The 13,414-nt window shown below is 41.5% G+C and carries 14 protein-coding genes and 2 pseudogenes; 14 read left to right on the top strand and 2 right to left on the bottom strand.

Annotation, left to right across the window (positions count from 1 at the left end; genetic code table 11):
- The first annotated feature begins 85 nt into the window (after positions 1 to 85).
- The 3 genes from MTT30_RS01225 (at position 86) to MTT30_RS01215 (ending at position 2,081) form a co-directional block, all read left to right on the top strand.
- The gene (locus MTT30_RS01225; protein ID WP_429800705.1) at positions 86 to 415 is read left to right on the top strand and encodes a type II toxin-antitoxin system RelE/ParE family toxin; all 330 of its coding nucleotides are present in this window, start codon (positions 86 to 88) and stop codon (positions 413 to 415) included.
- A complete protein-coding gene (locus MTT30_RS01220; protein ID WP_429800704.1) occupies positions 402 to 674 on the top strand; it encodes a helix-turn-helix domain-containing protein in 273 nt (90 codons plus the stop codon). The genes MTT30_RS01225 and MTT30_RS01220 overlap by 14 nt, the downstream gene beginning before the upstream one ends.
- A gap of 318 nt (positions 675 to 992) precedes the next feature.
- Positions 993 to 2,081 carry an acyltransferase family protein gene (locus tag MTT30_RS01215; RefSeq protein ID WP_429800703.1) on the top strand — a complete coding sequence of 363 codons (1,089 nt, stop codon included), beginning with the start codon at positions 993 to 995 and terminating at the stop codon, positions 2,079 to 2,081.
- 216 nt (positions 2,082 to 2,297) lie between these two features.
- Here the strand turns inward: MTT30_RS01215 and gpmI are convergent.
- Positions 2,298 to 3,774, bottom strand: a pseudogene (gpmI, locus tag MTT30_RS01210) (2,3-bisphosphoglycerate-independent phosphoglycerate mutase).
- Positions 3,775 to 3,851: 77 nt separating this feature from the next.
- Here gpmI and MTT30_RS01205 point away from each other — a divergent pair.
- The 7 genes and pseudogenes from MTT30_RS01205 to MTT30_RS01175 all read left to right on the top strand — a co-directional run.
- Positions 3,852 to 4,162 (top strand): annotated as a pseudogene (locus MTT30_RS01205) (phospho-N-acetylmuramoyl-pentapeptide-transferase); the annotation flags it as partial.
- A gap of 802 nt (positions 4,163 to 4,964) precedes the next feature.
- Positions 4,965 to 5,747, top strand: a complete 783-nt coding sequence (fdhD, locus tag MTT30_RS01200; protein ID WP_429800702.1) for a formate dehydrogenase accessory sulfurtransferase FdhD — start codon at positions 4,965 to 4,967, stop codon at positions 5,745 to 5,747.
- Positions 5,740 to 6,507 carry a winged helix-turn-helix domain-containing protein gene (locus MTT30_RS01195; protein ID WP_429800701.1) on the top strand — a complete coding sequence of 256 codons (768 nt, stop codon included), beginning with the start codon at positions 5,740 to 5,742 and terminating at the stop codon, positions 6,505 to 6,507. The genes fdhD and MTT30_RS01195 overlap by 8 nt, the downstream gene beginning before the upstream one ends.
- A 27-nt stretch (positions 6,508 to 6,534) precedes the next feature.
- Positions 6,535 to 6,723 (top strand): hypothetical protein, encoded by a 189-nt coding sequence (locus MTT30_RS01190; RefSeq protein WP_004320751.1) that lies wholly within the window; start codon positions 6,535 to 6,537, stop codon positions 6,721 to 6,723.
- 182 nt (positions 6,724 to 6,905) lie between these two features.
- On the top strand, positions 6,906 to 8,234 hold the full coding sequence (locus MTT30_RS01185; RefSeq protein WP_429800700.1) for an aminotransferase class V-fold PLP-dependent enzyme: 1,329 nt from the start codon (positions 6,906 to 6,908) through the stop codon (positions 8,232 to 8,234).
- A gap of 70 nt (positions 8,235 to 8,304) precedes the next feature.
- Positions 8,305 to 8,535 carry a hypothetical protein gene (locus tag MTT30_RS01180; protein WP_429800699.1) on the top strand — a complete coding sequence of 77 codons (231 nt, stop codon included), beginning with the start codon at positions 8,305 to 8,307 and terminating at the stop codon, positions 8,533 to 8,535.
- Positions 8,532 to 9,497, top strand: a complete 966-nt coding sequence (locus MTT30_RS01175) for a hypothetical protein (RefSeq protein ID WP_429800698.1) — start codon at positions 8,532 to 8,534, stop codon at positions 9,495 to 9,497. Before MTT30_RS01180 ends, MTT30_RS01175 begins: the two co-directional genes overlap by 4 nt.
- Positions 9,498 to 9,584: 87 nt before the next feature.
- Here the strand turns inward: MTT30_RS01175 and tupA are convergent, their stop codons facing one another.
- Positions 9,585 to 10,403: a tungstate ABC transporter substrate-binding protein TupA gene (tupA, locus tag MTT30_RS01170; RefSeq protein ID WP_429800697.1), complete on the bottom strand. Its 819-nt coding sequence runs from the start codon at positions 10,401 to 10,403 to the stop codon at positions 9,585 to 9,587.
- Positions 10,404 to 10,476: 73 nt separating this feature from the next.
- On the opposite strand from tupA, the gene tupB reads away from it, so the two are divergent.
- The 4 genes from tupB (at position 10,477) to MTT30_RS01150 (ending at position 13,406) form a co-directional block, all read left to right on the top strand.
- Entirely contained in the window at positions 10,477 to 11,169 is a 693-nt protein-coding gene (gene tupB, locus MTT30_RS01165) for a tungstate ABC transporter permease TupB (RefSeq protein ID WP_429800696.1), read from the top strand.
- Positions 11,170 to 11,262: 93 nt separating this feature from the next.
- Positions 11,263 to 12,216: a tungstate ABC transporter ATP-binding protein TupC gene (gene tupC, locus MTT30_RS01160; protein ID WP_429800695.1), complete on the top strand. Its 954-nt coding sequence runs from the start codon at positions 11,263 to 11,265 to the stop codon at positions 12,214 to 12,216.
- 301 nt (positions 12,217 to 12,517) lie between these two features.
- Positions 12,518 to 13,243, top strand: a complete 726-nt coding sequence (locus tag MTT30_RS01155; RefSeq protein WP_429800694.1) for a TorD/DmsD family molecular chaperone — start codon at positions 12,518 to 12,520, stop codon at positions 13,241 to 13,243.
- Positions 13,230 to 13,406: a twin-arginine translocation signal domain-containing protein gene (locus MTT30_RS01150; protein ID WP_009496297.1), complete on the top strand. Its 177-nt coding sequence runs from the start codon at positions 13,230 to 13,232 to the stop codon at positions 13,404 to 13,406. Before MTT30_RS01155 ends, MTT30_RS01150 begins: the two co-directional genes overlap by 14 nt.
- The last annotated feature ends 8 nt before the right edge of the window (positions 13,407 to 13,414 follow it).

The raw sequence follows: 13,414 nt of genomic DNA, 5'->3' as shown, positions 1-13,414 counted from the left end.
TTATTTATTCAGCGACAAATGTGTAATAAACTGCATTTTATATCATATATGGCACAATAAGACTTAGTCGCATAAAAGGGTTACGATGCGGAGCGTAAAATTTGCAAACGAAGCCATAAAAGACGAGTTCTTGGAGCTGCCGACCGGACTTAGACAAAGAGGCTATAAAATGTTCGAGCTCTTAGAGGCTAGGGGTAATACCTTGGGAGAGCCGTACACTAAAAGCATAAAAGACGGGCTGTTCGAGATACGCATAAAGTCGGATGAAGGAATAGCTAGAAGCATATATTGTTATGAAATCGGCAAAAGAATAATAATCCTACTAACTTTTGTTAAAAAAACACAAAAGACGCCTAAAAGTATACTAAATTTGGCAGAACAAAGACTGAAGGAATTTAAAGATGAGAACCGTTAATTTTAGAGAAGTTTTAAAAGAGGAGCTAAAAAACCCCGAATTTAAAACGCAATACGATGCGCTGGAGGACGAATATAAAGCCATAGAAGCTTTGATAGACGCTAGAAATAAAGCCGGACTAACTCAAAGCGAGGTAGCTAAAAGGATGGGTATAACCCAATCAGCCGTAGCTAGAATAGAAAGCGGGGCGTATAATATCAAGTATAAAACATTCTTTAACTACATAAAAGCTTGCGGTAAAAGAGTGGCGATAGTGTAAGTAAGATTAATTATCTAGCAAATACTCAAACCGATACAGAAGAGAAAAATATTAAGCTTTGTCGGTTCTCAAGACGGGATTCTTGCGGATACGATAGTTAAGATTTGGAAAAATAAGGCTCTTATAACATTGATGATTAAAATTGTATTTTAGCTAAATATAGTAAATTTACAAGTCAGTAAAGGGCAATACCACTAAACAACAATGAAAATTTATAAATTTATATTTTAAGTTATTCTTAATACTCTTAAACAACATTTAACAAAAATAAATATATAATTCAAAATTTAAAATATTTTTAAAAGTTATAAAATAAACATGGGTAGAAATTTAGAGATTGATCGACTTCGAGCCGTTGCTGTACTTATGGTAATATGGGCACATATAGATATATTATTTTTTAATCAAGTTTCTTGGTATCCCGATATAAGACAATACACTATGGGCGAAAATGGCGTCATGCTATTTTTTGTTATATCTGGTTTTGTTATAAGCAAAACACTTATAAAAAGTATTGACAAGGCAAAGTTTGAATCAAAGAGTATAAAAAATGTCATTATATCGTTTTTTATAAAAAGACTAACAAGAATAACTCCTATGGCTGTTTTATGGATCATCATAACCTTGCTTTGCACTGCATTTTTAAATAAATCAAATGTTTTTGGCTATATGGAGTATAACATAAGGGGGGGGGTGGCGGCGGCTCTAAATATTTTTAATTTCTACAATACCTATTATGACCATGGCAAAAGCATATTTGGTGTTTATTGGACTTTATCAGTCGAAGAGCAATTTTATATCATATTCCCATTTTTCTTAATTTTATTTACCAATATAAAATTAAGAATTATTTTATTACTTATCACATTATATTGCGTTGTATTTGTATTGCCTTTTGAGCTTTTTAGTATAATAAGAGCAGAAGGTATAATTGCTGGCATACTTTTATATTTGATATTTGATAGGAATGTAGATAAAACGAATTTCTATCTATCAAAGTTAGGTGGAAAAGTTTTTTATAATCTTGCAACCATAGCATTAATTTTTATTTTATTTGTTGTATGTAGGTTGTTAAATTCCCATCATACTTTTATTGTTACATCGCTACTTTCATCTAGCTTTTTGGTATTTCTAGCTATACAAAACAAGGGCTATATTTTATCTTATTACATAATCTCTGGATTTTTAGATTGGGTTGGCACTAGATCTTTTTGTTTATATTTGGCCCATACCATATATTTTAGAGCATCGTTTGCTTTTTTATATGATACTCCATACAATACCCCTATATGGCGTTCATTAATTAGTATCGTACTTACAATATTTGTGACAGAAATTTTTTATAAAATAATAGAAGAGCCAATAAGAAAATATGGGCGCAATTATACAAAGAAGCATTATAGCTAATAATAATTATATTTTTTATGTTTTACCATAGTGTTTGAAATTATTATTGATATACTTTTCGAACCTAGCTTGCAAAGGGCTAAATTACTATGATCTTAATGTTTGCCTTATGGCTTCACTAAAAAATCAAACTAAGATACCACATCGCTTCGCAGCCTTACTTCACACTAACAAGTCTAAGCTATGTGTTGCTTTATTTTAAAAATGGGGCTTTTATTAAAACAAAGCTTCGTCCATTTGGGCTGGTTTTTCTAACCCCATCAGCTTTAACACCGACGCGGCGATATTGTTTAGACCGCCCGCTTTTACCGCCTTTACGCCCTCACCCATCACGAAGCAAAATACATCAAAAGTCGTGTGATTGGTTAGCAGATTGCCCTGCGCGTCCTTCATCTGCTCACAGTTGCCGTGGTCGCTCGTGATGATTAGCGCGTAGTTTTTCTCTTTTGCTTTTGCTACGATGCGCCCCAACGCCGCATCCACGGCCTCGACCGCCTTAACTGCCGCGTCAAATTCGCCAGTATGGCCGACCATATCGCCATTTGCGAAATTTACTACTATAAAATCCTGTCCGTCCTCCATCCCTTTTAGCACTGCTTCGCACACGGCCTGCGCGCTCATTTCAGGCTTTTCGTCGTAGGTTTTTACTTTGGGGCTTGGCACCAGCACTCTCGTTTCGTTTTGTGCGAGCTCCTCGACGCCGCCGTTAAAGAAAAAGGTCACGTGCGCGTATTTCTCGGTCTCGGCGGTGTGCAGCTGCGTTAGGCCCGCGTTTGCGACGACTTCGGCAAGGGTATTTTTTAGCTTTTCGTTTTCAAATAACACGGGAAAGGCGAAATTTGCGTCGTATTCGGTCATCGTGAGTAGATTTTTGACGACGAACGGACGCGCGAATTTGCTAAAATTTTCATCGCCCAAAGCCGCCGCGATCTCGCGCACGCGGTCGTTTCTAAAATTTATAAATATCACGCCGTCATTTTCACCGATACCCTCAAATCCGCCAAAGCTAGCCGGCACGATAAACTCGTCCGTCACGCCCGCCTCGTAGCTTTGCATGACGTATTCTAGCGGCGATACGGTTTGCGTGTTTTCTCCTTGCATCATCGCGTCGTAGGCTGTTTTCACGCGCTCCCAGCGTTTATCACGGTCCATCGCGTAAAATCTACCGCTAACACTAGTCAGCTTAAAGCCTTTATTTTGCGCCTTTTCTTGCAGCGATTTTATGAACGCCAGCCCGCTTTTCGGGCCTACGTCGCGCCAGTCGGTTATCGCGTGGGCAAACACCTCGCAACCGTTTGCGACCGCAAGAGAACACATCGCGCCAAAGTGGCTCATGTGCGAGTGCACGCCGCCGTCTGAGTAGAGTCCGACGACGTGAACGCGTTTGCAAGCTTTAAATAAATTTAAAAGCTTTTCGCTTTTGGCTAGCGAGCCGTTTTCAAAACCGAGCGAAATTTTTACCAAATTTTGATACAAAACCCGCCCACTGCAGATACACATGTGCCCGACCTCGCTGTTTCCCATCTGTCCGTCAGGTAGGCCCACTGCCAGGCCCGAGGTTTTTATGAGCGTATTTGGCCGTTTTAAACAACCAGTCGTATGTGGGCTTTTTTGCCGCTGCAAACGCGTTAAATTCACTACTTTCATTATATCCGATGCCGTCTGTGATCACCAAAATAGTTTTTTGCGCCATTTTTAAATTTTCGCCTTAAATTTAGATATTTTTTAACGGCATTATACTAAAATTAGTTTTTTTAAATAAAGGCTTTTATGTTTTACTATATTTATGAATTCTCAAATTTTAATATCTTTCAGTACATCACCGTTCGCGCGGGATTTTCGTTTTTTATCGCATTTTGCTTGACCGTTTGGGCGCTGCCCAAATTTATCGCGTGGGCAAAGGCCAAAAACGCCGCCCAGCCCATCTACGAGCTAGCTCCGCAAACGCACCAAAAAAAGGCCAAAACGCCGACACGATGGGCGGGCTGGTCTTTATCGGAGCCGCACTTCTTGCTAGCGTGATTTGCGCGCGTCTTGATAACGTCTTCGTCCTTGCTTCGCTGATCTGTCTAGCGGGCTTTAATTTTAAAATTTGTACTAAAATATCAAATAAAAAAACAAAAGTAAATTTCCCTATAAACCAAAATTTACTTTAACTTAATAAAAAATAATAGCTTCTAATTCTATCATACAGCCTTAGAATTTGATACCATTTATCATAATATTAAGGACAAATAACCCCTACATAGGACAATATGTTAATACTTACTTAGCAAACTCAAATGAGTTAGCTGTAAGGTCTTGACAGACGGCCTATATTTTTCTTTGGTCAGGCAAAAAGAAAAATATAAAAACTTAGACGAAACTTTATCGCTCGAAAATGATTTTTCGTCGATAAAAGGTCTAAGTTTTCATATAAAAAGCCCTTAATGAATATAATTAAGGGCTTTTTATATACGGTCGGCGTGTTTGAGTCATACACGAGCCATATAACAGTAAAATACGGCTTGATAAAAATTAGTTTTTTTAACTTGACTCTATAATATAAATTTCCTTCTCGGTCTTACGTCAGGCCGCAAATTATATTTATAATTTTTCAAGATTTAACCTACATATGCGGCAAGTTATGTGCGATCTAATTCTAGCCTTATACTATTTTTAGTATTCCTTCATTTCTTATATAAATAATAGATAATGATAAAATCTTAGTCAAAAAATATCTTAAGATATATGCTAAATTTGCATATATAAATCATCATCAGATACCGATAAAAACGTGCTAAAAAGCGTTTAAGTTTTTGCTTGATTTAAGCAAGATTTCACTACAATCAAATCTTAAATTTAGATTTTCAGGCTATCATTTCGCAAAAATTAAGGAAAATCATGCAACCTATTTTTACGACCCAAATCACCAAATTTAAAGGCGTGCAAAAAAGCGTCGTTGATGATATTTTGGTGCGCGAGATCAAGCTTGAGATCTACATAAACGGCAAGCGTTTCGGCGCGCTCATGGCGACTCCGACCGATCAGGAGGCACTAGCTGCAGGCTATCTCATCAGCGAAAATTTGATCGCAAGCCCTGAGGATATCGAGAGTATCGAGCTTTCAGAGGATGCTTTAAGCGTGTGGGTAAAGGCTAAAATCAACGAAAAACGCCTCGAGCAGTTTGATGAGGAAAAGGTGATAATCAGCGGCTGTGGACGCAGCTCGACGGCAAACATCGATCCTGAGGCTATGGCGGCGCGCTCGATAAAGGGCGACGTTAAATTTAATAAAGACGAAATTTTGCGCCAGATGGGGCAGTTTTACACGCAGTGCGAGCTTTACGAGATGACTGGCTGCGTGCACACGGCCAAGCTTTTTGTTAGCGGCGAGCAGTTTTTTATCGGCGAGGATATCGCCCAGCACAACACCATAGACAAAGCCGTCGGCAAAGCTATACTAGCAGGCTCGCAGCTGCAAAATTCGTTTTTGATGGTGAGCGGCAGGCTAAGCTCCGAAATGGTCGCAAAGGCCGTCATGCACGGCATCCCCATACTCGTCTCACGCACGGCTCCTACTAGCCTAGGCGTCGTGATAGCGCGTAAATTTAACCTCACGCTGTGCGGCTTTGCGCGCGGCGAAAACATAAACGTATATAGCGGCGCGGAGAGAATCTATGAGTGAGCAAATCCAAGAACTGATAACAAAACTGCTAAATCCAAAGGGCAGGCTGGACTGTGGCGCGGCGTTTAAGATCGCCGCAAAACTGGGCGTAGAGATCGGCGAGGTTAGCGACGAAGCCGAAAAAATGGGCGTAAAGATCGACAACTGCGAGCTAGGACAATTTGGCGGGCTGGAAAACGGACGCGGCAAATACACCGTTATGACGCAGCTAAAGCAGATGACTGACGAAAAGGACAGGATCCTGTGCAAAGACGCTAGAGATGCGGCTGCGGGCATGGGTCTAAAGGTGATCCGATCGACGTTAAAAGACTATAAAATCGACGTAAAATACTGCCAGCTGGGGTGTTTTAAGGAGAAGAAAGGAAAAAAGATGAGAGTAAAAACCAAAACTTGGATAGAAAACGACGAGGGCGAGCTTATCTTCGGCAAGGGCAAAACCGAAGTCCTAGACGTCATCGCCGAGGTCGGCTCGATCTCAAAGGCCGCCGAAATCCTAGGCATGAACTATAAAAAATGCTGGAATCATCTGCAAATTTTGCAAAAAAATCTAAAAGAGGAGCTCTTTACCACCAAACAAGGCGGCGGCGAGAACGCCGGCACGACGCTAAACGAGCGCGCGCATGAGCTCATAAACGCCTATAGGCAGCTACAAAACGATATCGAGGACTTTGCGGATAAGCGCTTTAAGGAGCTGTTTTTGAAAAAAGACGGCGAGAAAAAGGACTCGGCCAAAGACGACTCAAACGATAAAAAGAAATAAAACCACATCAAATTTAAGGGAGAAAAAATGTATGTAAAACTAAACGATAGGGTCTATCTAAACAAAGACAAGATCACTAGAATAAAGGTAGATAGCGTCCAAGACGGTATCAGGATTCGCTTCTACGAGGGGCAAAATCAGGTCGCTAAAAGCGGACGCTTCGAGAGCGAAGCAAAAGCTATCGAGTGGCTAGAGAAAAATTTTATAAACAAATAATAAAATGGTCGTGAGCCTCTGTGGCTCGCGCTTCTGTGCTTTATCAAGTTAAATTTGCCGCTTTGCGGTTAAATTTGACTTGCTCAAATTTAATCTCCAAATTTACTAAATCATTTCCAACGCAAAAGTCCCAAATTTGCGAAAATTTACTATAATTACCGCATCAAATTTAAAGAGTAAAAATGGCAAATTTAGACGAAATAAGAAAAAATATCATCCTAAAACAAGGCGTGCACTATTTTGATTTCGCGGCTTCGGGGCTTGCTTATGAGCCCGTAGAGCGCGAGATAGCGGACGTTTTAAAAACCTACGCCAACACACACTCCGACAGTAGCTCCAGCGCTATCATCACGCAGCGGCGCTATGAGGGCGCGAGAGAGAGTCTAAAAAAGCTACTTGGGCTTGACGAGCGGTTTTATCTCATCGCCTGTGGACAGGGTGCGACAGCCGCGATCAAGAAATTTCAGGAGTTGCTTGGCATCTACTTGCCGCCTGCGACCAGAAGCGCGATCGGCGAGGCGAATTTACGCGCCGCGCAGCTTCCGCTCGTGCTCGTTTCGCCATACGAACACCACTCAAACGAGCTTAGCTTTCGCGAGGGGTTTTGCGACTACCTGCACGTACCTCTTAGCGAGTCCGGCGAGATCGATCTGATTGCGCTTGAGCGCATCCTAAAGCTAAATGCCGGACGCCGCATCATCGGCTCGTTTAGCGCTGCCTCAAACGTCACGGGCGTCATCAGCGACTATAAAAAGATCAGCGAGCTAATAAGGACCGCGGGCGGTATTGTCGCTTTTGACTGCGCGGCGCTGAGCTCGCACGCAAATTTAGACTGCGATTATTTCGACGCTATTTTCCTCTCGCCGCATAAGTTACTTGGCGGACCTACTAGCTGCGGGCTTTTGGCGATCAAAAAGGAGCTGTTCAACGGTGACGTGCCGACATTTGCCGCGGGCGGGACGGTTGCATACGCTAGCCGCGAAGGGCACGTATTTTTAAAAAATCCCGAGCAGCTAGAAGAAGGCGGTACGCCGCCTATCACCGGGCTTATGCGGGCAAATTTGGCATATGCGCTGCGAAACGAAGTGGGCTTCGAACAAATAAAAAGTGCCGAGGACGAGCTCGCGCGGCTTTTTGAGCGCGAGCTAGCAGGCATAGACGAGATCATAAACTACGCTCCAAAGGGCGCGCCGCGGCTGCCGATAATTTCCTTTAACGTGCGCGGCGTCTCGGCGTATGATTTCGCCGCGAGCCTTAGCAACGACTTCGGCATCCAGACTCGCGCGGGCGTGATGTGCGCGGGGCCCTACGCTCACGATCTGCTAGGTATCAAAGAGGGGCGCATGCCAGAAAGTAAGCCCGGCTTCGTGCGCGTGAGCCTGCACTACACGCACACCGAGCAAGACGTGCGCTATCTCGTGGGCGCGATAAAATCTTGCATCAAAAAACACCGCGAAATTTGGGGCGAAGAAAAAGCGATGTATGAGATGTTCGGCGGGAAAATTTTCTAAGCGCAAAAAATAAAATTAACTATGTAAAAGTTAGATTTATGCGAGCAATATAAACCACCTGGAGTATAAAATGAATATTCAAGTACTAACTCAACGCACTTGCTTTTTGAGAGATAAGAATTTTTGTATAAGCAAAATAAGCGAGCCGAGAAGTTTTGATGAATTTGATTATAATATAGTAGATTTTAACGATGGTCAGCTCTGGAAATTTGATAAAAATAAAAGTATATGTTTGGACATTAAAGGATTTGCTCGCTTATTATCAAAAATACTTCAGGAAACTAAAAAAGTAATACTTTGATAATAATGCCACAAAATATAACAACAGGAGAAATTGGTGGCGATGGCTGGACAATAAGTACTTACAATATAAAAATATCTAGTATAATTCAATATTTTCCAGATTCTTTATCGCCAATGATACGCAATTTTCCAACTATCAGATATGAAAAAAGTGTAACTAAAATAGATGATGACATATTCTTATCTGATTTTGTTTTTGATGAGTCTATATACAGATCGTTAAAAAAATCAAACGGTGGAAAAGATGTTATATTGGATATTGAGGGCATATATGTAACAACATTAGATATAAAAGATAATAATGAGGTTGGCGTTATGCTTGATTTTATATTATCTCAATACCATAAATCTATAGCTCCAGAATGGATAAGTAATATAGAATATTTTAGTAATAGAAGTTATTTGAGTGAAAAAGACGAAGTATTGAAACAGCTTGATGTATTAGAAAAGGAAATATCTAAAAATAATAAAATCAAATCAATCCTATATTCAACAGGGGATGAGCTAGTTGGTGTAGCGAAGGAAATTTTAGTAGATATTTTCAAACTAACAGACAGTCATTTTACAGATTTGAAAAAAGAAGATTTTAGATTCGAATTTGAAGATGTTAACTTTATGGTAGAGATAAAGGGAATAAATACAAACGTCAAAAATAGCAATATAGCACAGTGCAAGAAACATGTAACTGATTTAATAGCCGAAGACGATACCAAGTCTCCTGGCAATGTAAAAGGCTTGCTAATAGTTAACCCTCAACGTGACATAGAGCCTGGCAAAAGGGAGCCGATACATGCCAATCAAATAAGCTATGCAAAAAGTGAAGGTATATTAATAATAACGACTTTAGAATTACTAAAATTATATCAAGCATACACTAAAGACGAAGTTGTTAGTAATAAATGTTTTGAGACGTTTAAAAATAACGTCGGAGAGTTTAAATTTGAAGAAGAGGCAAAATAAATTTTGATTTATAAAAAGGGCGCAAAGCGCACCCGAATCACGCAAATTTAAGCCATAAATTCGACTCAAATTTGCGCGTAAATAAAATTAGTTTTTGCGACTGTTTGCGTCAGGCGTGAAAAGCGGCTTATCTAGTAGCTTAAAGTCGCCGATAAATTTCTGACCCTCTTCGCTTGTAGCCCATTTTATAAATTTCTCTGCATTTTCAATGTCAGTTTTAGGGCAGTGTTTTGGATTTACTGCGATTAGAGAGTAGAAGTTTTTAAGATCGTTGTCGCCCTCGTTGATGATGACCATCTCAGGATGACCTTTTTGGTTTGCTTCATATTTAATGTAAGTACCGCGGTCAGTAAATGTAATGCCTTTTTGCTCAGCAGCGGCATTTATCGTAGCTAGCATGCCTTGGCCTGTTTGCATATACCAGCTATCTTTTTCAGGGACTTCACCAGCGATCTTTTTCCAGATGCCTTTTTCTTTATTGTCTGTGCCTGATTTATCGCCACGTGAGAAGAATTTGATGCCCTCTTTTTTGATAAGCTCAAAGCTTTGTTTTATATCTTTGCCTTTAAATTTATCAGCGATTGATTTATCAGCGATGACGACGAAGTCATTGTACATTACGGGTTTTCTCTCAACGCCAAAGCCTTTTTCTACGAATTCTTTCTCAACTTTTGGCGAATGCACGAAAAGTATGTCTGCATCGCAGTTTTCGCCAAGTTTTAAAGCAGCGCCCGTACCTACGGCGGTCCATTTGATATCGACGCCGGTTTTTGCCTTATACGCAGGGTAGATCGCGTCTAGTAGCCCCGTGTTATCGGTGCTGGTGGTGGTAGCCATGATGAGTTCGCTATCGCCCGCAAACGCCAAAACGCTCGCAACTAGCGAGCCTAATATTACTTTTTTCATTTTTATCCTTTTTTTAAAAGTATGCTATTATAGCATATTAAATTAACGACATAAACATATGGAGAAATAATATTTGGACTTTCTACTAAACGGATTTTTAGAGGCCTTTAGGCTGCTTTTTAGCGGCGGCGAGGAGACGTATTCGGCGATCAGAGCGACGCTTTACACTTCAAGCGTTTCGATATTTTTTGCGATTTTAGTCGGCTTTCCGCTAGGATTTACGCTGGGATTTTACAATTTTAAATGGCGCAGGATTTTGCGACTGCTCAGCGATACGGCGCTTGCGATGCCCACCGTTGCGATCGGGCTTATTTTGTATGCATTTATCACGCGAAACGGCCCGTTTGGTGAGTTTGGACTGCTTTTTACGCTAAAGGCCGTGATGCTGGGGCAGTTTGTGCTGGCGCTACCTATCATCATCTCGCTAAGCGCTAGCGTCGTGGAAAATATGGACAAAAAACACTATCTAACGATACTAAATTTACGCCTGAGCGCGCCGCGGCTCGTTGGCTGCGTGCTTTACGAGCTAAGGTATGCTCTGATGGTGGTCGTAGCGACGGCGTACGGGCGCATCGTGGCTGAGGTGGGCGTGGCGATGATGATCGGCGGAAATATCAAATATTTTACCCGCACGATCACGACTGCGGTGTCGCTGGAGACGAACAAGGGCGAGTTTGCCATGGGTATAGCGCTGGCTTTGGTACTTATCTTTATCGCATTTGCCGTAAATTTGACGATACACGCGCTAAAAAGGCTGGATAAATGAAATTTGATAAAATTAGAAATTTTACGCTCGCAAAATGCGCTCTAGGCGAGTCAAATTTGAGCTTTTTTGTAAATTTAACGAGAAAGGCGCAAAGTGATAAACGTTAGAAATTTACGCCTAAACTACGGCGCGAGCGAGATTTTAAACATCCCGCACCTTGATATCGACGTTAGTAAAATCACCGCGCTAACGGGCAGCAACGGCAGCGGCAAAAGCACGCTAATGCGAGTGATGTCGTTTTTGCAAAAGCCAAGCTCAGGCGAAGTGCGGCTGTGGGGAAGTAACTCGCCTAGTCTAAATTTACTGCGCGACGTTAGCGTTTTGCTACCAGAACCCGCGCTTTTAAAACGCTCCGTGAGGGAAAATTTTAAAGCCGTTTTAAAAAGCCGCGGAGTACTGGGAGAATTTGACGAGCGAGCGAGCGAGGCGTTAAATTTGGTCGGGCTTGACGAGAGTTTTTTAAACAAGCGCCACTTTGAGCTAAGCTCCGGGCAGACGCAGCGCGTTAGCTTTGCGTTAAATTTGGCGCTTAGATCGCGTCTTTATCTACTCGACGAGCCAACAAATAGCGTGGACGTGGGCACGTCAAAGCTGTTTGGCAAAGCGGTGCTTTACATGCGGCAAAGATACGGCTGCGGCTTTGTGATCGCTAGTCACGACGATAAATGGCTAAGCGCGGTCGCCGAAGAAAACGTCTTTTTGCACAAGGGGCGCGTGTGCGAATTTGAATACAAAAATATATTCGACGCGCGGGACGGAGTTTTAAAATTTGACGAAAACGCGATCGTAAATTTGCCGTCAAATTTGCGTAGCGCCGCAAAGATCGCCGTAAATCCAAGCAAAATCATGCTAAGCAAAACTCCTGTAGATGGGTGCTTGAGCGGTATTTTGCACTCGGTTTCGCTCTATCTTGGCAAAGAGCTTTTGGTGAAAATCAAAGTCGGCGACTTTTTGATTAAAACGCTGGCGGCGAATTCGCAAAATTTTAGAGTCGGCGAAAATATTTATTTTAAATTTGATGAGGAAGCGTTTTTGGGGCTTGAGTGAGCCCTGAAATTTTGCAAATTTCACTTCAAATTTTAAATTTAAACTCGTTTAACGCCCGTTAAAAGAGCCTAGTTAAAAGTAAATATCAAAATGAAGCGTAAATGCAATATATATGCTGAAATTTCATATTTATTTTATCTCCTAAAATTCGCCGTAAGTAATATGCAATTAAGGCATATTTAAGCGTATATTAATTTTTTTAATTTATTTTTTTTTAAGTATAAGAAATAAGTCAAAAAGTAGTATAGTTTCACAATCGAGAAAAATCTCAAAAAATAGACAAAAATGATAAAGGAAGGCGATGACTAGCAAGGGCGAATTTGCGGCGGGGCGCGGGCTTTACTACTCGCTATTTTCGCGTTTTTTCGTTTTTAGCCAAGAAGCCGATAGATTTAGCGGCGTAAATGCGATGCTGGGCCTTGCCTCTGCGCACGCTCTAAACGAAGAATCGGCCGCCGCGATAATGCGCATACAGGCAAAATTCGACGAGAAAAATTCGCAAAATTTAGCGGATGAATTCGATGAAATTTTCCACGCTCTGCCAAGTCCGCTTAGAAACTCGCTGTCCTACTACGACGAGGGCTACGAGGTCGGACACGCCTGCGCTAAAGTGCGTAAAATTTTAGCTCGCACAGACATTAGGCGCGACGAGGCTAAATTTAAAGAAAACGAAGACAACGTAGGCTTCGTGTTTGCGCTAATGAGCGAATTTATCGCGCGAGAGAGCGAGCTGGAGCTATACGGCGAGCTTGAGGAGCAACTTTTTAAAGAGATCATAAACCCAAATATCGACGAGTTTATAAATGATCTTTTTAACCACGAAAGCAGCGAAGTTTACAAAGACGTCGCGGTACTACTGCAAGGATTTATCGAGTTTGAGCGCGTAGTTTTAAACGCGCCGCGTCCTATAAATCACGGCGAAAACAAAAAGACTTTGGACGGAGTTTCAAGATCTGAGGCCATAAGAAGGCAAAAAAACCGAGTGAGAAAGCTAAAAGCTATGGAGGAAGAAAATGCAAAAAAATAGGCGAGAATTTTTAAAAAAGGCGGGGCTAGTCGGAGCTGTAGCGGCTACGGCCGGAGTAGCGACAGCAGCGGCGTCAAACCTAAAATACGGTAAAAGCAAAAAGACCGAAGTGCTTTATAAAAGAAGCAAAAACTGGGATCTGTACTACGAGCAAGCGAAATAATAAAAATT

Source organism: Campylobacter concisus (genome assembly GCF_050447445.1).
In the GTDB taxonomy this organism is placed as follows: domain Bacteria; phylum Campylobacterota; class Campylobacteria; order Campylobacterales; family Campylobacteraceae; genus Campylobacter_A; species Campylobacter_A concisus_BI.
The sequence above is the reverse complement of the archived record's forward strand: the minus strand, read 5'-3'. Positions and strand labels throughout refer to the sequence as shown.